The organism is Pseudoclavibacter sp. VKM Ac-2867, from assembly GCF_015351275.1.
Lineage (GTDB): Bacteria > Actinomycetota > Actinomycetes > Actinomycetales > Microbacteriaceae > Pseudoclavibacter.
In genome coordinates this window covers 408,692-427,889 of sequence record NZ_JADKSL010000001.1, presented here as the reverse complement: position 1 = coordinate 427,889, position 19,198 = coordinate 408,692, and the positions used below count along the sequence as shown (strand labels likewise).

The following is a 19,198-nucleotide window of genomic DNA, read 5'->3' as shown; positions in this document are numbered from 1 at the left end:
GAATTCCGCCGTGCACCATAGAACGGCGTCACGGCGCCACCCAACGATGCAAGGTTGGATGCAATGATCGCTCCTCGTCTCCGAGACGTGACACAGCTCACCAGTTCAAAGGCCATACTCTTCGACCTCGACGGCGTCATAACGCCAACTGCCGAGGTCCACATGCGCGCATGGGCGCGACTCTTCACCGACTACCTCGCAGCCAAGGGCGCCGGTCCCGCCTACACCGACGACGACTACCTCCGCTACGTCGACGGCAAGCCCCGCTACGACGGCGTCCGCTCGTTCCTCGCCTCCCGCGGCATCACGCTCGAGGACGGCACGCCCGAGGATTCCCCGGAGCTCGAGACCGTCTGCGGTCTCGGAAACCGCAAGAACGACACCTTCAACGCGGAGCTCGCCGAGACCGGCGTGCAGGCCTACCCGGGGTCGCTCGAGTTCCTCGATGCCGCCGTCCGGCACGGCCTTCGCGTCGCCGTCGTCTCCAGCTCCCGCAACGCAGTCCCCGTGCTCACCGCGGCCGGGCTGCTCGACCGCTTCGAGACCGTGGTCGACGGCCTTGTCGCCGCCGAGAACGGCATCGCCGGCAAGCCGGCCCCAGACACCTACCTGTACGCAGCGCAGCTCCTCGGACTCACGGCCGCAGAATGCGTGGTCGTCGAAGACGCCCACTCCGGCGTCCAAGCCGGCCGTGACGGCGACTTCGGCCTCGTCATCGGCGTCTCCCGAGAGGCGAGCCACGAAGAGCTCATGTCCTCAGGCGCGGACACCGTCGTCGACGACCTCGCCGAACTCGTGCCGGTGTTCCCGCACTCAGACCTCAAGGAAGATCACGCATGAACCTCTCCACGGAAGACCCCCTGGACCGCCACCGGTTCCCCCTCGACGAGTGGGCGCTCGTCGAGCACGAATTCGACGCCAACTCGCAGGGTCTCGTCGAGACGCTCTTCGCGACCGGCAACGGCTACCTCGGCATGCGCGGCAACCTCGAGGAGAGCCGCGACGGCTACATGTACGGAACCTTCATCAACGGCTTCCACGAGACGTGGCCCATCCGCCACGCGGAGGACGCGTTCGGGTTCGCCCAGGTCGGCCAGACGATCGTCAACGTGCCGGACGCGAAGATCATCCGCCTGTTCGTCGACGACGAGCCCCTCGTCATCAGCGAGGCAGACCTGCTCTCCTACTCTCGCGTCCTCAGCTTCAAGGACGGCATCCTGACACGCGAGCTGGACTGGCGCACGCCCTCTGGCAAGCACGTGCGCATCCGCTCGCACCGCCTCGTCTCCTTCACGGACCGCCACTACGTCCTCCTCGACTACGAGGTCGAGATGGTCGACCGCGGCGCATCCATCCTCCTCTCAAGCCAGATCATCAACCGCCAGGACGGCGGGGACGAGTTCCAGCGCGGCAAGAAGGAGACCGAGGTCGCCTTCGACCCGCGCAAGGCGGAGTCGTTCACCGACCGGGTGCTCCAGTCGCGCATCGCGCGCGAAGAGGGCCTGCGCTCGATGCTCGCCTACCGCACGACCCACTCCGGCATGACGATCGCCGTCGCAGCCGACCACGACATCATCACCGACAACGAGTGGGACGCCACCACGCGCGTCGACGCCGACTTCGCAGAGACCGCCTTCCGGGTTCGCGCCGAGCCAGGTGTCCCCGTGCGCATCATCAAGCACGTGGCCTACCACACGTCCAAGAGCGTCCCCACTCGCGAACTCGCGGACCGCGCCGACCGCACCCTCGACCGCATGCGCGAAGTCCCCGTCGAGGACGTGTACCGCTGGCAGCGCGAATGGCTCGATGACTTCTGGGACCGCAGCGACATCGTCATCCACGGCCACCCCGTGTACCAGCAGGCGACTCGCTGGAACCTGTTCCAGCTCGCCCAGGCAACGGCCCGCACCGACGGCGGCGGTGTCGCGGCGAAGGGCGTCTCAGGCTCCGGCTACGGCGGGCACTACTTCTGGGACACCGAGGTCTACGTCCTCCCGTTCCTGAGCTACACGGCGCCGAACGTCGCCCGCAACGCGCTCCGCTTCCGTCACCAGATGCTCGACGCAGCACGCCAGCGCGCTCACGAGATGAACCAGAAGGGCGCCCTCTTCCCGTGGCGCACCATCAACGGCCAGGAGTCCTCCGCCTACTACGCCGCAGGCACGGCGCAGTACCACATCGACGCCGATATCTCCCACGCGCTCGTGCAGTACGTCGCGGCAACCGGTGACGACGAGCTGCTCGCACAGGGTGCCATCGACATCCTCGTCGAGACCGCCCGACTCTGGGCCGACCTCGGCTTCTGGCGCACGGGAGGCGACGACCACTTCCACATCCACGGCGTCACCGGCCCCGACGAGTACACGACCGTCGTCAACGACAACCTGTACACGAACGTCATGGCCAAGGCGAACCTGCGAGCGGCGTATGACGCGTGCGAGCGCCTCCGCGAGACCGACCCCGCCTCGTTCGAGCGCCTCACGATGCGTCTCCACCTGGCAGAAGAGGAGCTCGTCGAGTGGGCGGCTGCCGCCGAGGCGATGTTCCTGCCCTTCGACGAGAAGCTCGGCATCCACCCGCAGGACGCGCAGTTCCTCGAGAAGGAGCTGTGGGACCTCGAGAACACGCCGTCATCGCAGCGCCCGCTGCTGCTCCACTTCCACCCGCTCGTCATCTACCGCTTCCAGGTCCTCAAGCAGGCCGACGTGGTGTTGGCGCTGCTCCTGCAGGGCAACGAGTTCACGCCGGAGCAGAAGCGCAAGGACTTCGAGTACTACGACGCCCTCACCACGGGAGACTCGTCGCTCTCCGCGGTCGTCCAGTCGATCATCGCGGCCGAGGTCGGGTACGCGGACCTCGCCGAGCACTACTTCTCGACGGCGCTGTTCGTCGATATCGCGAACCTGCACCACAACACGAGCGACGGCATCCACATCGCGTCCACCGGCGGCATCTGGAGCGCGCTGGTCTACGGCTTCGGCGGCATGCGCGACCACGGTGGCAAGATCACCTTCGACCCGCGCCTCCCCGCCGACTGGCCGCACCTCGAGTTCCGCGTCACCCTGCGAGATTCGCGCATCCGCGTCGATCTCGAGCAGGACTCGATGACGTTCACGGCGGAGACCGGCTCCGGCGCCGAGGTGTTCGTGCGCGGACGTCGTGTCGCGGTCGCTCCGGGCGAGCCGACAACAGTCAAGCTGGGCGCAGTGGAAGAGCTCGCCGGCTACCCGACGCTGAGCGACATCGAGGGCTCGATCCGCGAGGACGGCTCCGTCATCACGGCCTCGATCCCGACGATCTCCGTCGACCACGCGGTGCTCGACGCCGGTCTCGACTGACGCGAGACGCGCATCCACGAACGGCGACGCCGTCTGCTCCTGCAGGCGGCGTCGTCGTTTTCGCGCAGGCCCGCCCCGCGCCCGCTTCCGCCCCGCCCCCGCGCCCGCCGATCACTGCCCGGCGTTTCGCCCTCCGGCTCTCTGCAGTGCCTCCGTTCGTGCCAGGTCCCTTCGCGCTGAGGCCGCGCCCTTGAAGTGCCCCTCGCCCTCGAACTCGATGGCGATCTTCTCGCGCACGTAGGCGAGATCGATGCGCGCTTTTCCGTGTCCGGGCACGGAGAGACTGTGCTGCATGACAGGTTCGGAGAACCCTGCGCCGATGATGAGCAGCCTGAGCTGCGTTTCCTTCGGAGACTCCGATCCTGACCTCGAGAGCTCAAGCGCGGAGCGGAGAGTCGTCGCCCCGGGGCGACCCTTCCACTGTCGCGCGGTCATGGTGAGCTCCTCGAGCGTGTGCATCGGGACGAGCTGGCTTCGACCCGGGTAGTGCTCGAACGACGTGCGGAGTGCATCCGCGAACACCACCGCCTGCGTGAGGGTGAGGCGCGCGGCAAGCTGCGCCAGGAGGGTCGCGGGCGCGAGGGTCGGGATGCCCAACAGGCCTGCCAGCACGAACCGCTTGGAATCCAGGCGATATCCGCGAATCAGCTTCCCGGTCGGCGGATGTGCGGGCTGCTCGACTGCGACGTGGGTGATCATCTCGACCTCGAGCTTCCAGGGCAGCGGAAGCCCCCAACAACGAGCGCCCGAGGCTTCAGCAAGCACTTGCCCGGGCCCGAGGCGCGCTCGAACGAGGCTCAGATCGAGGTCACGTGGCGCGACGCTCCGAGCAGATACCCGGATGCCGTGGTGCGTGGCGACGAGGTCGCTGGCTTCGAGCCGCTTCCTGGGCACATTGAGCGCCATCGCGGCTGATACGGAGAACCCCTCATCACTCGTGAGGTCATCAGGCAACGGGCGCGGCAGCGGCATGCCGTGAAGGTAGACGCGCACGACACTCCGACCGTCGCCTCGATCTCCGGCTATGCACGAGCTGCTCTCCACAGCCCCGCCGCCTCCAGAGTCGGTGGAGACGCCCACGCCGCACACTGCCCGGCGATCGCTGCCCGGCGTTTGTCCCTCTGACGACACCTACAGGGGGCGAAACGCCGGGCAGCGATGACGGGGACGAGGCAGAGGCAGGGGGCAGCTAGTACAGGAAGATCGGGAGCCAGGCGGGGTGATGGGCGTGGACGATGACGAGGAACACGACGAGGTCGAAGAGCAGGTGCACGCAGATGACGTACGTGAGCGACTTCGTCTTCGTGAAGATCCAGCCCTGGATGAGCGCGAACGGGAGTGTCAGGAGCGGCCCCCACGACTGGTAGCCGAGCTCCCACAGGAACGACACGAACACGATCGACTGCAGGGCGTTGGCGACCCAGAACGGGAAGTGGCGGAGCAGGAGCGTGAAGACCGTGCAGATGAAGAAGAGCTCGTCCCAGATGCCGACGAACCCGACGCCGACGAAGAGGCGCCCGATTTCGGATGCCGTCGTGACGGCTGGCCAGTTCTGGTAGACGCCGGAGGTGATGAAGTAGAACGGCAGGATGAGCCAGCCCAGAACCAGCACGAGGCCGAGCCAGATCTTCTCGGGTCGCGACCACGGTGTCCCTCGACGCAGCGGGAACCGCACGGCGTGGTCCTTGTAGACCCATCTGGAGATCGCATACGGCACGGCGACGGCGAGCGACAGCACGGTGCCCATGACGAAGATGTTGCCCCACGAGATGTCGGCCTTCATCGAGTGGAGGCTGATGATGCCCATACCGATTCCGATGAGCAGTAGGTCGCGCCCCAGGCTCCGATCGGCGACGAACGCGAGGGCCACTCCTGCGACGAGCGGGAGATAGCCGAGGTTGCTCTCCAGGGCGAAGAGGACGGTTGCGCTGCACACCACCAGCAGGGCGGCGACGAGGTTCAGGAGTCGGGTGCGCGGGGGCGCTTGCTCGAGGGCGCCAGTGACGGGCGGATCCTGCGCTCGTTCGCTCATTTGCCTATCCTCCCAGGCCAACTTGGGCGGATGATTGGCCCGAATGCACTCAACGATGTAACGCTCCGGTAACTATCCCGGTTCACGCTGCGATCCGCATGAGCGTAGGCGAGACGCCAGGTTGCCACCCGGCGAATGCAGCGACTTTGGCGGAAAATCAGGGCTTTCAGGCGATACCCGGGGAACCCCCCTTGCTACCGTTGACTCTCGGAGCAATCGCCGCCACACCGGTTCGGCGCCGCGATTCCCCGCGAAAGACCAACCCAGAGCGCTTTATCCGCTGCCTCAGTTAGGCAATTTTGATCGGCAGCGCGCGCCTGGGGTGGCATCCGCGCCCAATCGAGATTCTGGCGCTGATCCGCCTGGTACTCCGCCGCCACCGCGACGACCTCCCCCACCGAGGCACCGTCGAGAAGCGCTGCGACCTTTCGCGTCCGATCCATCTACCGCAGGGAGAACGCGTGAACGACACAGCTGTGTCTGTGAAGGGCCTCACCAAGGTCTTCGGGCGCAAGCCCAAGGAAGCCGCGAAGCGACTGAGCTCCGGAACGCCGAGATCTGAACTCGGCGCTGGAGTCACCGCGGCAGTCATCGACGCCACCTTCGACGTCAAGCAGGGCGAGATCTTCGTCGTCATGGGCCTCTCCGGCTCGGGCAAGTCCACCCTCATCCGGACCCTCAACGGTCTGCTCGAGCCCACCGCCGGCAGCATCGTGATCCACGGCACCGACCTCGCGACGGCCGACGCCGCCGAGGTCCGCAGCGTGCGACAGAACCACGTCTCCATGGTGTTCCAGCACTTCGCGCTCTTCCCGCACCGCACGGTGCTCGAGAACGCAGCCTTCGGCCTCGAGGTTCAGGGTGTCCCCCGCGCTGAGCGGAACGAGCGAGCCCGCAAGGTGCTCGAGCGTGTGAGCCTCGGCCAGTGGGCCGACTCGCTGCCGTCCGAGCTGTCCGGCGGAATGCAGCAGCGCGTCGGTATCGCCCGAGCTCTGACGGCCGAGACCGACATCCTGCTCATGGACGAGGCGTTCAGCGCCCTCGACCCGCTCATTCGCCGCGAGATGCAGGAAGAGCTCGTCGAGCTGCAGGCCGAGCTCGGCAAGACCATCATCTTCATCACGCACGACCTCAACGAGGCCATGTTCCTCGGCGACCGGATCGCAGTCATGCGGGACGGCGCGATCGTGCAGATCGGAACGCCGGAGGAGATCCTCACGGACCCGGCCAACGACTACGTCGCGCAGTTCGTCCAGGATGTGGACCGGGCTCGTGTGCTCACGGCCGGCAGCGTCATGGAACCCGCACGCGCAGTCGTCCCGCAGAGCGCGGGACCACGCGGTGCGCTTCGCGTCATGCGCGACACGCAGACTGGCGGAGCGTTCATCACGTCGACGGGCCGCAAGCTCGAGGGCGCCGTCATCGACCGCCACGTCATGCGCCTCGTGAAGGACGGCCAGCCCGACCTCGCGAGCGCCATCAAGCGCGACATCGCGATGGTCTCCCCCGAGACGCCGCTCTCCGACCTGTTCGAGCTGTCCGTCGACTCGACCCTGCCGATCGCGGTCGTCGACGAGAACCAGCGCCTCCTCGGTGTGGTTCCCCGCGTCACGATCCTCGCCTCGCTCGCCAACGTGCCGAGCACCACGGGCCTGCTCCCGATCATCGACCCCGTCACGAGCGTCAGCCCGGCGGACATCGCAGAGACTCTCGAAGGGAGCCACGCATGATCGCGGCCACCGCACTCACAACCCTGCCGGCCACGTTCCGGCTTCCCCTCGGCGACGGGGCGGAGGCGGTCGTCGACTGGCTGACGAACGCGCTCTCCGGCGTCTTCACCGTCATCCGCTCGCTCTTCCAGGGCATGTACGAGGGCGTCTACTGGGTGCTCGAGACGCCGCCGTTCTGGGCGATCCTCATTCTCGTCGTCGCGATCGCGTACTTCGCGAAGGGCTGGAAGCTCGCCGTCGGCAGCCTTCTCGGCTTCCTCGTCATCGTCGGCGTGAACCAGTGGGAGAACGCCATGGCGACGCTCGCGCTCGTGCTCGTCGCAAGTGCGCTCGCGATCCTCTTCAGCATCCCGCTGGGCATCTGGGCTGCGAAGTCGGATGCAGCATCGAGCGCCATCAAGCCGGTGCTCGACTTCATGCAGACCATGCCAGCGTTCGTGTACCTGATCCCCGCGCTCATCCTGTTCCGCGTGGGCGTCGTGCCCGGCATCGTGGCGACGATCATCTTCGCCATGGCACCCGGCGTGCGCATGACCGAGCTGGGCATCCGCGGAGTCGACAAGGAAGTGGTCGAGGCCGGCCGCGCGTTCGGCGCGACCCCTGGCCGCATCCTGCGTCAGATCCAGCTGCCGCTCGCGATGCCGTCCATCATGGCCGGCGTCAACCAGGTCATCATGCTCGCACTGTCGATGGTCGTCATCGCCGGAATGGTCGGCGCGGGCGGTCTCGGCGCGCAGGTCGTGCAGAGCCTCAACCGGATCGACGTAGCCCTCGGCTTCGAGGCCGGCATCTCCGTCGTCATCCTCGCGATGTTCCTCGACCGGGTGACCGCCGCATTCGCCGGGCAGAAGCGTCGCGTGCCGTCGTTCCTCCGCTCCAAGCGCACCCAGAAGCGCGAGGCGGCTGGAGATCTCGAGCAGGTCGACACGAGCTCCACCCCGACTCGGGCGCCGGTCGCGGCCGGCACCGCCTGACCACAGACCTCAACTCCCCCTAACCAGAAACGAAAGGACGCGCATGCGTACCAAGAAACGAATCATCACCGGGATCGCGGCGGCTTCCGCTGCGGCACTCGCCCTCACCGGATGCTCCGGCGACACCGCCGCTGAGACGCTCGAGAACGGCGACCAGCAGGACATCACGATCGCCGTGTTCAACGGCTGGGACGAGGGCATCGCCGCGTCCGAGCTGTGGAAGGCGATCCTCACCGAGCAGGGCTACAACGTCGAGCTCGAGTACGCGGACCCGGCTCCGGTATACTCCGGTCTCTCCACGGGCGACTACGACCTGACGCTCGACACGTGGCTGCCGGTCACGCACTCCGACTACGTCGCAGAGTACGGCGACGACATCGTCGACCTGGGCGCGTGGAACGACGAGGCATCGCTGACCATCGCGGTCAACGAGGACTCCCCGATCACCTCGCTGGAGGAGCTCGCCGGCTCGGCCGACCAGTTCGGCAACACCATCATCGGCATCGAGCCTGGTGCTGGCCTCACGCGCGTCACGCAGGAGGACGTCATCCCCGGCTATGGCCTCGAGGGGATGAACTACCAGACCTCGTCCACCGCTGCGATGCTCACCGAGCTGCAGACGGCGACGAACAACGGCGAGAACATCGTCGTCACGCTGTGGCGCCCGCACTGGGCCTACGACGCGTTCCCCGTGCGTGACCTCGAGGACCCGCAGGGTCTCCTGGGCGACGCCGAGGGCATCCACTCGTACGGCAAGGCCGACATCGTGGAGACGCACCCGACCGCGGCGGCATGGATCCAGAACTTCAAGATGGACTCCGAGCAGCTCTACTCGCTCGAGAACCTGATGTTCAACGAGAACGACACGGACGACTACGCGCCGATCGTCGAGCAGTGGATCTCCGAGAACCAGGAGTACGTGGACTCGCTCACGGCGTAGCCCGCACTTCGGTCTCGCGGAGCCCGCGAACCACACGAGCCCACCCCGATCTGTCGGGGTGGGCTCGTTGCGTTCTCGGCGCGCGAGGATGGTGGCTCGAAGCGGAGCCACCGTCCTTCAGTGGCGGTGCTGATGGCCCCGGATGAGCGCCGGGAGCTCGGCCATGTGCTCGAACGTCTGCGCACCGGCATCTTCGAGCCATGCACGTGGCGTGAGTCCGCCCGCGAAGCCGTAGGCGTGCATCCCGGCTGCCACCGCTGCCTGCACGCCGTACGCGCTGTCCTCGACGACGACGCACTTGCCGGGGTCGACGCCCATGCGGTCGGCGGCATGAAGGAACAGATCGGGCGCCGGCTTCCCGTGCTCGACTTCGGTGGCGCTGTAGATGCGTCCCTCGAAGCGCGGGTGGAGCCCGGTGTGCCCCAGCGTCTTGCTGAGCTTCGCGTGATCTCCGCTCGAGGCGACACAGCTCGCGAGCCCCAGCTCGTCCTGGATGACGGCGAGCGCCTCCGGGAGGCCGTCGACGGCCGTCAGCTCGGTGTCGAAGGCACGGAAGAGCGTCTCGCGCTGCAGCGCGAACCATCCCTCCGGCACGGGACGCCCGAGTCCTTCCTGCAGCTTCCGCTCGAAGGTCGCCTGGGAGGTGCCGAGGAACCGGGCGACGTGCTCGTCCTGCGTGAGCTGCCAGCCGAGCTCTGCGAGCATCTCCCGCTCGATCCGCACCGCGAGCACCTCGCTGTCGACCAGAACCCCGTCGCAGTCGAAGATGACGAGTTCGACCGCGCTCATGCACCAGCCCCTGGGAGGGTGCGCGTGGCGATGAGCTGCTGGTACCAGCGCCCCGAGTCCTTCCAGGTGCGCTCGAGCGTGTCGTAGTCGACGCGGAGGATGCCGAAGCGCATGTTGTAGCCGAACGCCCACTCGAAGTTGTCGAACAGCGACCAGGCGAAGTAGCCGCGAACGTCAGCTCCGGCGTCGATGGCGTCTGCGATGGCGGCGATGTGGTCACGGTAGTACGCGACGCGCTCCGGGTCGTGCACGAGCCCGTCCTCGCTGACGACATCGGGGAAGGCGGCGCCGTTCTCGGTGACCATGAGCGCCTGCCCCGGGTAGCGTTCGCTGAGCGACACGAGGAGCTCGGTGAGGCCGTCGGGGAAGATGCTCCAGCCCATCGACGTGTAGGGCGCCCCCTGGTCGACGAAGTCGATGTCGGTGACCCCCACCCAGGGGCTCGCCGCGGACTCTCCGTGGCCGTCGTTGCGCGAGCGCTCCCCCGTGCCCAGGTACTTCTTTACGCGGAACGTCGTGTAGTAGTTCACTCCGAGCACATCGATGCGCTGGTGGATGAGCTGGGTGTCGCCCGGCAGCACGAACGACCAGTCGGTCACGTGGCGGGTGTCGTGGATGAGGTCCTCGTCGTAGTGCCCCGAGAGCATGGGGCCGAGGAAGACTCGGTTCGCGAGGGCGTCGATCTGGCGGACGGCGTCACGGTCGGCGGCGGACTCGGGGTCGTCCGGGCGGATGACATGGAAGTTCAGGGTGACCGAGACCACGGCGTCTTCGCCGACCGCTGTGCGGATGGCCCGCGTGGCGAGGCCGTGCGCGAGATTGAGGTGGTGGCAGGCCGCGAGCGCTGCGGCTGGCTCGGTGCGCCCAGGCGCGTGGACGCCGGAGGCGTAGCCGAGGTAGGCCGTGCAGAACGGCTCGTTGAGCGTGGACCACGTGTGCACGCGGTCGCCGAACTCGGCGGCCATGCGGGCCGCGTACTCCGCGAAGGCGTATGAGGTGTTGCGGTTCGCCCAGCCGCCTTCGTCTTCGAGCTCCTGCGGCAGGTCCCAGTGGTAGAGGGTCGCCACGGGCTTCACTCCAGCCGCCACGAGCGCATCGAGGAGGTCGGAGTAGAAGCGGATGCCCTCCTCATTGAACGCGCCGGAGCCGCCGGGCTGCACTCGTGACCAGGAGATCGAGAAGCGGTACGCATCCAGACCCATCTCCGTGATGGTCTCGACGTCGTCGCGCCACCGGTGGAAGTGGTCGATGGCCACGTCACCGGTGTCGCCGCCCTCGACCTTGCCCGGGGTGTGCGAGAACGTGTCCCAGATCGACGGGGTCCTCCCGCCTTCTGCCGCACCGCCTTCGATCTGGTAGGAGGCGGTTGCAGAGCCCCAGACGAAATCGTCGGAGAAGACTCGAGGGGAAGATGCCGCGGTGGGTTCAGGCACGATACTCCTTGGCTGAGTGGGACGCGCGTCGTCGCGCACGCCAACTCTAGCGAAGCGGTGGACGGCGGCCGTGGCGTTCACCTCAGCCAGCTGGTCACAGCGGAGAACACCCCCGACCGACGCTGTGATGTGCTCCATCAGCAGAACCAGGAATTATTAGTGAAGAATGCGGATTTACATACATCCGGACCGATGCAGTATTGGACCGGGCTATAGTCTTGTTTTTCGTGCTGTGCCAAGGGGCCAGCAGACGGGGGAAAGACGAGAAGTGAAACGCACATTTCGAGACACCGCGGGGGCGACTCTCAAGACATTGCTCGTCGCGGCACTCGCACTCGCAGGCCTGACATTCGCTGCGCAAAGCGCGGCGGCAGCAACCGTGCAACCAACGACAAGCGGCGTCACGTTGACCAACGCAGCGGGCGAGGCCGTTGAGACGGTTTCGCCGAACCAGCCCTACAAACTGGCCTTCAGCTTCAGCATGCCAACAGGGGTGGCACCGGGCGATTCGTTCGATGTGACGCTGCCAGATGGCTTCGCCGTGGCATCGACCGAGAGTGTGGCGCTCGGGCAGATCGCCACGGCCGTCCCGAACGGCACCGGAAGAGTCACGGTCACCTTCACCGACGCCGCTGCTGGTGCCACCACCCTTTCGGGTGGCTTCGAGTACGTCATCACCTACGTGAAGGCCCCGGATGAGGGCAGCCCCGTCGACAACCGGGTCACCATCGGTGCCCAGGCCGTATATCTCCCCGTCATCAAGTTCGGTGCCGCTCCCGGCGAGAACCCCATGATGATCACCAAATGGTCGGGCAACAGCAGCGACTCGGTCAACCTCCAGCAGAAGCTGAAGCTCGATTCCTCAGCGTACGACTTCGCGTGGATCCAGCCGGCGAACAGCGGTCAGATCTTCGCGCAATGGTTCGTGGAGCTGAACAACTGGCAGACTGGCGAGCCCACGACCATCGGCCAGAACATCATCCTGAAAGACAAGCTGCAGAACCTCGGTGGGTTCGCGCCTGAGATCAAACAAGACCCGGACGACGGACGACGGACGCTCACCGCAGCCGAGCTCGACGGCCTGCTCGCTGGCCCGTACCTGAAGAACTTCCTCACACTCAGCGTCCGCGACGGAGGCACGCCCCAGTCGTTCTCCGGCCTTGCCGACAGTGAGTTCCTCACCTTCGCCACTGACCCGGACGGTTCGACAACGCTCGAGCTGCGCATCAGTGACTACCTCGCATCGCAGGGCGTGAAGCCGAGCGACAACGCCCAGTACGCGCTCTCTTACCGCACGGTGCTCCCCAAGGTGAACGCCGAGATCAAGAACTCCGCCAGCATCACGTCCACCGAAATCGATGGCGAGGTCGTCGACGGAGGTTGGTTCAAGTTCGTGAGCGCCTCAGGCTGGGGCGACACCGAGTTCGCCGAGCAGCCCACGACCTCTCTCATGCTCGCGAAGCAGTGGGCGGGCAAGTCAGAAGCCGGCGTGCGCGCCGGGACGGGTTCCTGCCCTGCAGCCCCGGCCGCGGGCCCACTCGACGTGCCTGCCGCGACATTCAAGCTCTTGGCGAACGGCGCACCCGCCGTCGGCCTCGATGGCGCCCTGCTGGCGGACCAGACGGTGACGTTGGCGCCCGGCACTCAGCACTACGTCTGGCAAAACCTGCCGACGCAGCTCGCCCCGGGCGAGCCGGTCACGTACACGATCGAAGAGGAAGCGGTCGCCGGTTACACGTCGGTTGTATCCGGGCCGTATTCGGTCGATCTCACCAAGTCGAACGCCTGTGCAGTGATCACGGTCACGAACACGCAGACGCAGACGCCGACACCGACACCGACGCCCGAGCCCACCGCAACGCCTGAGCCCACAGCCACGCCGACTTCAACGCTCGAGCCGACCGCGACGCCGACATCGACACCGAAACCGACGCCGACCTCGACACCAGGGCCCACTTCAACTCCCACGGCTACCCCAACACCCACGGCCACGCCGAAGCCCACACCGACCGGATCGCCAGAACCGACCGGAACACCTGCGTCGACCACGACGCCAACGCCCACGGCGACTGAGCCCGCTGTTCCTCCTCAGCCGCCAACGACCCCGGAGGCGTCCACGACGCAGCCCGACAAGCCCGTGCCACCTACGACGCCGCAGAACGGCGGAAGCCTCGCCACGACGGGAGGAGAGATGCCGAATTGGCTGATTCCAACCGCGGCCCTGCTGAGCCTGGCCGGGGGCGCGCTCTTCATGCTGAAGCGCCGGCGCACCGCGCGCGACTAGTCTCCCCCGAGGAGTCCAGTGCGGAAAGGCGGGTCACTCTCACGAGTGGCCCGCCTTTTCGTCTGCGGGCTGTGCTGGACTCGTCGACGATGCCGCCACGCCCAAGAACCTTCGACCGCCCTGCGCTCGACAAGCGAAGTCGACAGCGGTTTCCGCATCGATCTCGGCCCCCGAGGCAGGGGCTTCCCGAGGAGGAGGAAGTCACCTCGACACAAGCGAGCGGCAGCCTGGACAAAGCAGAGATGCCCCTCGCCACACGGGCGAGGGGCATCTCACGAAGTCTCGATTCAGCTGTCGTAGCGCTTCTTGTAGGGGCGGTCGCCCGAGTCGCGCGACGGTCCGCGGTCTGGGGTCAGCTCGATGAGCTTGCCCGAGATGCGCGTGCCGGTGAGCTTGTCGAGCACATCGTTCGACAGGTCGGCGGGCAGCTCGACGAGCGAGAAGCCGGGGCGGATGTCGATCGCACCGAAGTCGTCGCGGCTCAGGCCACCCTCGTTCGCGAGCGCGCCCACGATCTGGCGGGGCTCGACCTTGTGGCGCTTGCCGACGGCGAGGCGGTACATGGCCATGGGCTTGCCGTTCGAGCGCGAGCGGCGGGGCGCACGTTCTCCACCGCTCTCACGGCGGTCGCCACCTCGCGAGCCACGGCTGTCGCCGCCACCTTCGCGGTCACGACGCTCCTTGCGCTCGGCCTGCTCGCGCTGGTTGCGCTCGAAGCGCTCCTTGCGCTCTGCTTCCGCGTCGAGGAGCAGGGGGGTCTCGCCCTGGGCCACGATTGCGAGGGCAGCCGCGACGTCGGCTTCCGGTACGTCGTGGTGGCGCACGTAGTGCTCGATGATGTCGCGGAACTTCTCGACACGGTCGGACTGCGTGAGCGCCTCGCTGATGGCGTCATCAAAGCGCGTGAGGCGCGTCGTGTTGACGTCGTCGACGCTGGGGAGCTGCATCTGCGTGAGCTCCTGCTTGGTCGCCTTCTCGATCTGGCCGAGCAGGTAGCGCTCGCGCGGCGTGATGAAGCTGATCGCGTCACCGGTGCGACCGGCACGGCCCGTGCGGCCGATGCGGTGCACGTACGACTCGGTGTCGGTCGGGATGTCGAAGTTCACGACGTGACTGATGCGCTCCACGTCGAGACCGCGTGCCGCGACGTCAGTCGCGACGAGGATGTCGAGCTTGCCCGACTTCAGCTGGTTGACGGTGCGCTCGCGCTGCACCTGAGCGACGTCGCCGTTGATGGCTGCAGCCGAGTAGCCGCGTGCGCGGAGCTTCTCGGCGAGGCCCTCCGTCTCGTTCTTCGTGCGAACGAAGATGATCATGCCTTCGAAGTTCTCGACCTCGAGGATGCGCGTGAGCGCGTCGACCTTCTGCGCATAGCTCACGATGAGGTAGCGCTGCGTGATCGTCGACGAGGTGGTGGTCTTCGTCTTGACCGTGATCTCGGCGGGGTCGTTGAGGTACTTCTTCGAGATGCGGCGGATCTGCGACGGCATGGTCGCCGAGAACAGCGCGACCTGCTTGGTGTCCGGGGTGTCGGCGAGGATCGTCTCGACGTCTTCCGCGAAGCCCATCTTGAGCATCTCGTCGGCCTCGTCGAGGACGAGGAACTTGAGCTCGCTGAGGTCGAGCGTGCCCTTCGAGAGGTGGTCCATGATGCGACCCGGGGTGCCGACGACGATGTGCACGCCGCGACGCAGCGCGGAGAGCTGGACGCCGTAGCCCTGGCCGCCGTAGATGGGTAGCACGTGGACGCCGCGCATGCGGGCCGCGTACTTCTCGAACGCCTCGCACACCTGGAGTGCGAGTTCGCGGGTCGGTGCCAGCACGAGCGCCTGAGGCGTCTTCTGGTCGACGTCGAGCTGGGAGAGGATGGGCAGCGCGAACGCGGCGGTCTTGCCGGTTCCCGTCTGCGCGAGGCCGACGACGTCGCGGCCTTCGAGGAGGGTGGGGATGGTCGCGGCCTGAATGGCGGAGGGGGTCTCGTACCCGACGTCGCTGAGGACCTTGAGTACGGGCCCGTCAAGACCGAGATCGGCGAATGTAGGCAGGGCCTGGGCCTCTTCGGAGGGAGCCTCGGCCTCGGTCTGAACGGAAGAATTGCTAGAAGTCACGCTTTAGACTAGTCGTTTCTGTAGGAATTTGGGCAGTTTCAGTTCTGAGTATCGCATCAAGCACTGAGCGAAGCAGATCGGCGCGGTCTGCATCGCGCCCCCAGCGGACGAGCGCGTGGGCGTTGAGGCCGTCGATCATGCCGAGGATCTGCCACGCGACGGCGTCCGCCTCGCGGACTCGGAACTCCCCCGTCGCGCTTCCCTCGACGAGGATGCGCGTTATGGCAGCGTGCCATCTGTCCATCTCGGCTCGCACCCCCTCGGCGAGGATCTCGTTGCGCCGCCCGAGCGACCATCCGTCGACCCACACGTGCGTGACGGCGTCGCGGCTGCCGTCGAGGAGGGTGCTCACGAGCAGGTCGAGCCTCTTGGAGGCCGACGAGACGGGCGCGAGCTGCGCTTCGAGCTCGTCGAGCTCACCTCCCACGATGGCCCTGAACGTGGACGTGACGAGCTCGTCCATGTTGGGCTCGTAGTGGGCGACGAGGGCGGGGGCAACACCGATTCGGGTGGCGACGGCGCGCATGGTGATACCGGCGAGCCCCTCCTCGAGGGCGAGGTCGATCGCGGCCGCGGTGATGTCGGCGCGGCGCTCTGCTGCTGGCTTCCTGATGGCTCTTGACACGATGTCCCGAGTCTACGTACTCTTCGAGCACTTGTTGATCAGATGATCAACAATGCTCGCATCGAGTTCTGGAGGACCGGATATGGCCTGGAAGATGCCCGCCGAGACGGCGCCGCACGATCGCACGTGGATGGCCTTCCCCCGCGAGGGGATCACACTCGGCGACACCGCCGCGCAGCGTGAGGCCGGCTACGCCGCCTGGACCGCGGTCGCGCACGCCGTCGCGCGCTTCGAACCCGTCACGATGGTCGTCGATCCCAGCGAGCTGCACCGCGCCCGCCGGATGCTCGGCGAGGAGATCGAGATCCTCGAGGCACCCCTCGACGAGTTCTGGATGCGCGACATCGGCCCGACCTTCGTCACCGACGACGAACGACCCGGCGTCCTCGGCGCCGTCGACTGGATCTTCAACGGCTGGGGCGCGCCGGCTTGGGCCGAGTGGCAGAAATCGGCGGGGATCGGCCGCTTCGTGGCTGAGGCGAGCGGCGCTGAGCTCGTGAGCTCGCTGCTCGTCAACGAGGGCGGCGGCATCCATGTCGATGGCGAGGGCACGCTGCTCGCGACGGAGACCGTGCAGCTCGATCCGCGACGCAACCCGCTCGCCGACAAGGCGCGCGTCGAGGCCGAGTTCGCGAGGACCCTGGGCGCGACGCACACCATCTGGCTGCCGCGGGGGCTCACCCGCGACTACGACGAGTTCGGCACGAACGGGCACGTCGACATCGTCGCGACCCTCACCGCGCCTGGCACGCTCCTCCTGCACGAGCAGCTCGACCCCGAGCATCCGGACCACCAGGTCGTCGCCGGCCTGCGCGAGCACCTCGCGGGCCAGCGGGACGCCGCCGGCCGAGAACTCGAGATCGTCGGCATCCCGGCGCCGAGCACGCTGCGCGATGAGGAGGGCTTCGTCGACTGGAGCTACGTCAACCACCTCGTCACGAACGACGGCGTCATCGCGTGCGGCTTCGACGACGACGCGGCGGATGCGCGGGCGCGCGAGGTGCTCGAGTCGGTCTACCCCGGCCGCACGGTCGTGTCGGTGGATGCCCGTGAGCTGTTCGCGCGCGGGGGCGGCATCCACTGCATCACCCAGCAGCAGCCCACGCTCGGGGGCGCACGGTGAGCTTCGACGTGGTCGAGGCGACGATCGCGCAGCTGCGGACCGCACTCGAGGACGGGCGCGCGACGAGCGCCGGCCTGGTCGAGGCCTACCTCGCGAGGATCGCTGCCTACGACGTGAGCGGCCCGAACCTCAACGCAGTGGTGGTCGAGAACCCGGATGCGCTCGAGGAGGCTCGCGCCTCGGACCGGCGCCGCGCGGCGGGGCGCCTGCTCGGCCCGCTCGACGGCATCCCCTACACGGCCAAGGACAGCTACCTCGTCGAGGGCCTGACCGCGGCGTCCGGGAGCCCCGCCTTCGCGGGCCTCGTCGCGCAGCGCGACGCGTTCACGATCGAGCGCCTCCGCGCAGGGGGTGCGATCTGCCTCGGACTCACGAACATGCCGCCGATGGCGAATGGCGGCATGCAGCGCGGCGAGTATGGCCGCGCCGAGAGCCCGTACAACGCCGCGTTCCTGACGTCCGCATTCGGCTCCGGGTCCTCGAACGGCTCGGGAACCGCGACGGGCGCGAGCTTCGCCGCGTTCGGCCTCGGCGAGGAGACCTGGTCGAGCGGTCGAGCCCCGGCTTCCAACAACGCGCTGTGCGCGTACACGCCCTCACGAGGCGTGATCTCGGTGCGCGGCAACTGGCCGCTCGTCCCGACGATGGACGTCGTCGTCCCCCACGCTCGCTCCATGGCCGACCTCCTCGAGGTGCTCGACGTGGTGGTGGCCGAAGATCCCCAGACGCGAGGCGACTTCTGGCGTGCGCAGCCGTGGGTGCGCATCCCTCCCGTCTCGGAGGTGCGTCCCGCCTCGTACGTCGCCCTGCTCCCGTCGAACCAGGCGGATGCGCGTGCGAGCCTCGCGAGTACCCGCATCGGCGTTCCTCGCATGTACATCAACGCGGACTCGGAGGCTGGAACGTCGCTCGAGCCGGGTATCGGCGGCCCGACCGGCCAGAAGATCGACACGCGTCGATCCATCGTCGAGCTCTGGGAGGCGGCGCGGGCTGACCTCGAGGCGGCGGGCGCGACCGTCGTCGAGGTCGACTTCCCCGTCGTGTCGAACTACGAGGGCGACCGGCCGGGAGCTCCGAAGATCCACAAGCGGGGGCTCATCTCCCCCGAGTACCTCAAGCGGGAGATCGTCGACCTGTCGGCGTGGGGGTGGGAGGACTTCCTCGCGGCGAACGCCGACCCCGAGCTCAACTCCCTGACGCAGGTCGACGGCTCGCGCATCTTCCCGCACCCCGAGGGGGCGCTCCCGGATCGCTACACGGGCTTCGATGACGACATCGCCACCTACCCAGACCACGTGCGCGAGCATCCGGTCGCCTCGTTCGCCGACATCCCGGAGCTGGCCGCCGGCGTGCGCGGCCTCGAGGAGACTCGGCGGGTCGACCTCGAGGAGTGGATGCTCGCGCAACGCCTCGACGCCGTCGTCTTTCCCGCGGTGGCCGACGTGGGCCCAGCCGACATGGACGTCGACGTGGCCTCAGCAGACCTGGGCTGGCGCAACGGCGTGTGGGTCGCGAACGGGAACCTCGCCATCCGTCACCTGGGCATCCCCACCGTGACCGTGCCCATGGGCACGATGGCGGACATCGGGATGCCGGTGGGGCTCACCTTCGCGGGGAGGGCCTACGACGACACGGCGCTCCTCCGCCTCGCCGCAGCCTTCGAGGCGACGGGCGAGCGCCGCACGGAGCCGCCGCGCACGCCGCGGCTCTGACATCTCGCCGCACCTCGGTCCCGACAGAGTCGTGGCCCGACAGAGTTGTGGCCCGATGCGCCTCCCGGTTCAGGGAAGCGCATCGGGCCACAACTTCGTGCGACTGAGGG

Annotated in this window: 14 protein-coding genes; 8 read left to right on the top strand and 6 right to left on the bottom strand. The window is 67.5% G+C overall.

Annotated features, from left to right (window positions below; all coding sequences use genetic code 11):
* Nucleotides 1-63: 63 nt before the first annotated feature.
* Together ITJ67_RS01860 and ITJ67_RS01855 are read left to right on the top strand one after the other, a co-directional pair.
* Entirely contained in the window at nt 64-840 is a 777-nt protein-coding gene (locus tag ITJ67_RS01860) for an HAD family hydrolase (protein ID WP_104242832.1), read from the top strand.
* Entirely contained in the window at nt 837-3,338 is a 2,502-nt protein-coding gene (locus ITJ67_RS01855) for a glycoside hydrolase family 65 protein (protein WP_194676558.1), read from the top strand. The genes ITJ67_RS01860 and ITJ67_RS01855 overlap by 4 nt, the downstream gene beginning before the upstream one ends.
* Before the next feature lie 111 nt (nt 3,339-3,449).
* Here ITJ67_RS01855 and ITJ67_RS01850 read toward each other — a convergent pair whose 3' ends face one another.
* Nucleotides 3,450-4,331 carry a hypothetical protein gene (locus ITJ67_RS01850; protein WP_194676557.1) on the bottom strand — a complete coding sequence of 294 codons (882 nt, stop codon included), beginning with the start codon at nt 4,329-4,331 and terminating at the stop codon, nt 3,450-3,452.
* Between the two features lie 196 nt (nt 4,332-4,527).
* Entirely contained in the window at nt 4,528-5,370 is an 843-nt protein-coding gene (locus tag ITJ67_RS01845; protein ID WP_194676556.1) for a CPBP family intramembrane glutamic endopeptidase, read from the bottom strand.
* Nucleotides 5,371-5,831: 461 nt separating this feature from the next.
* Here ITJ67_RS01845 and ITJ67_RS01840 point away from each other — a divergent pair, with 461 nt between their 5' ends.
* The 3 genes from ITJ67_RS01840 to ITJ67_RS01830 are packed head-to-tail and all read left to right on the top strand — an operon-like array spanning nt 5,832 to nt 9,014.
* Nucleotides 5,832-7,100 (top strand): quaternary amine ABC transporter ATP-binding protein, encoded by a 1,269-nt coding sequence (locus tag ITJ67_RS01840; protein ID WP_104299607.1) that lies wholly within the window; start codon nt 5,832-5,834, stop codon nt 7,098-7,100.
* On the top strand, nt 7,097-8,074 hold the full coding sequence (locus tag ITJ67_RS01835) for an ABC transporter permease (protein ID WP_160073950.1): 978 nt from the start codon (nt 7,097-7,099) through the stop codon (nt 8,072-8,074). Before ITJ67_RS01840 ends, ITJ67_RS01835 begins: the two co-directional genes overlap by 4 nt.
* 43 nt (nt 8,075-8,117) lie before the next feature.
* Complete coding sequence (locus tag ITJ67_RS01830; RefSeq protein ID WP_160073948.1) at nt 8,118-9,014, top strand: glycine betaine ABC transporter substrate-binding protein; 897 nt, start codon at nt 8,118-8,120, stop codon at nt 9,012-9,014.
* Nucleotides 9,015-9,131: 117 nt separating this feature from the next.
* Here the strand turns inward: ITJ67_RS01830 and ITJ67_RS01825 are convergent, their stop codons facing one another.
* A complete protein-coding gene (locus tag ITJ67_RS01825) occupies nt 9,132-9,803 on the bottom strand; it encodes an HAD family hydrolase (RefSeq protein ID WP_160073946.1) in 672 nt (223 codons plus the stop codon).
* Nucleotides 9,800-11,236 carry a GH1 family beta-glucosidase gene (locus ITJ67_RS01820; RefSeq protein WP_236558533.1) on the bottom strand — a complete coding sequence of 479 codons (1,437 nt, stop codon included), beginning with the start codon at nt 11,234-11,236 and terminating at the stop codon, nt 9,800-9,802. The genes ITJ67_RS01825 and ITJ67_RS01820 overlap by 4 nt, the downstream gene beginning before the upstream one ends.
* Nucleotides 11,237-11,402: 166 nt before the next feature.
* On the opposite strand from ITJ67_RS01820, the gene ITJ67_RS01815 reads away from it, so the two are divergent.
* Nucleotides 11,403-13,520 (top strand): Cna B-type domain-containing protein, encoded by a 2,118-nt coding sequence (locus ITJ67_RS01815; RefSeq protein WP_228502163.1) that lies wholly within the window; start codon nt 11,403-11,405, stop codon nt 13,518-13,520.
* Between the two features lie 287 nt (nt 13,521-13,807).
* On the opposite strand, the gene ITJ67_RS01810 is transcribed toward ITJ67_RS01815, so the two are convergent.
* Nucleotides 13,808-15,628 carry a DEAD/DEAH box helicase gene (locus ITJ67_RS01810; RefSeq protein WP_160073940.1) on the bottom strand — a complete coding sequence of 607 codons (1,821 nt, stop codon included), beginning with the start codon at nt 15,626-15,628 and terminating at the stop codon, nt 13,808-13,810.
* Nucleotides 15,618-16,253, bottom strand: coding sequence for a TetR/AcrR family transcriptional regulator (locus tag ITJ67_RS01805; protein WP_160073938.1), 636 nt, complete (start codon nt 16,251-16,253; stop codon nt 15,618-15,620). Before ITJ67_RS01805 ends, ITJ67_RS01810 begins: the two co-directional genes overlap by 11 nt.
* A gap of 82 nt (nt 16,254-16,335) precedes the next feature.
* On the opposite strand from ITJ67_RS01805, the gene ITJ67_RS01800 reads away from it, so the two are divergent.
* On the top strand, nt 16,336-17,376 hold the full coding sequence (locus tag ITJ67_RS01800; protein WP_194676554.1) for an agmatine deiminase family protein: 1,041 nt from the start codon (nt 16,336-16,338) through the stop codon (nt 17,374-17,376).
* Nucleotides 17,373-19,088 carry an amidase gene (locus tag ITJ67_RS01795; protein ID WP_194676553.1) on the top strand — a complete coding sequence of 572 codons (1,716 nt, stop codon included), beginning with the start codon at nt 17,373-17,375 and terminating at the stop codon, nt 19,086-19,088. The genes ITJ67_RS01800 and ITJ67_RS01795 overlap by 4 nt, the downstream gene beginning before the upstream one ends.
* Nucleotides 19,089-19,198 lie beyond the last annotated feature (110 nt).

Coding starts and splice junctions, on each gene's coding strand:
- ITJ67_RS01860 (WP_104242832.1), top strand. CDS start 64: ATGATCGCTCCTCGTCTCCGAGACGTGACACAGCTCACCAGTTCAAAG.
- ITJ67_RS01845 (WP_194676556.1), bottom strand. CDS start 5,370: ATGAGCGAACGAGCGCAGGATCCGCCCGTCACTGGCGCCCTCGAGCAA.
- ITJ67_RS01815 (WP_228502163.1), top strand. CDS start 11,403: ATGCGGATTTACATACATCCGGACCGATGCAGTATTGGACCGGGCTAT.
- ITJ67_RS01825 (WP_160073946.1), bottom strand. CDS start 9,803: ATGAGCGCGGTCGAACTCGTCATCTTCGACTGCGACGGGGTTCTGGTC.
- ITJ67_RS01855 (WP_194676558.1), top strand. CDS start 837: ATGAACCTCTCCACGGAAGACCCCCTGGACCGCCACCGGTTCCCCCTC.
- ITJ67_RS01800 (WP_194676554.1), top strand. CDS start 16,336: ATGGCCTGGAAGATGCCCGCCGAGACGGCGCCGCACGATCGCACGTGG.
- ITJ67_RS01835 (WP_160073950.1), top strand. CDS start 7,097: ATGATCGCGGCCACCGCACTCACAACCCTGCCGGCCACGTTCCGGCTT.
- ITJ67_RS01830 (WP_160073948.1), top strand. CDS start 8,118: ATGCGTACCAAGAAACGAATCATCACCGGGATCGCGGCGGCTTCCGCT.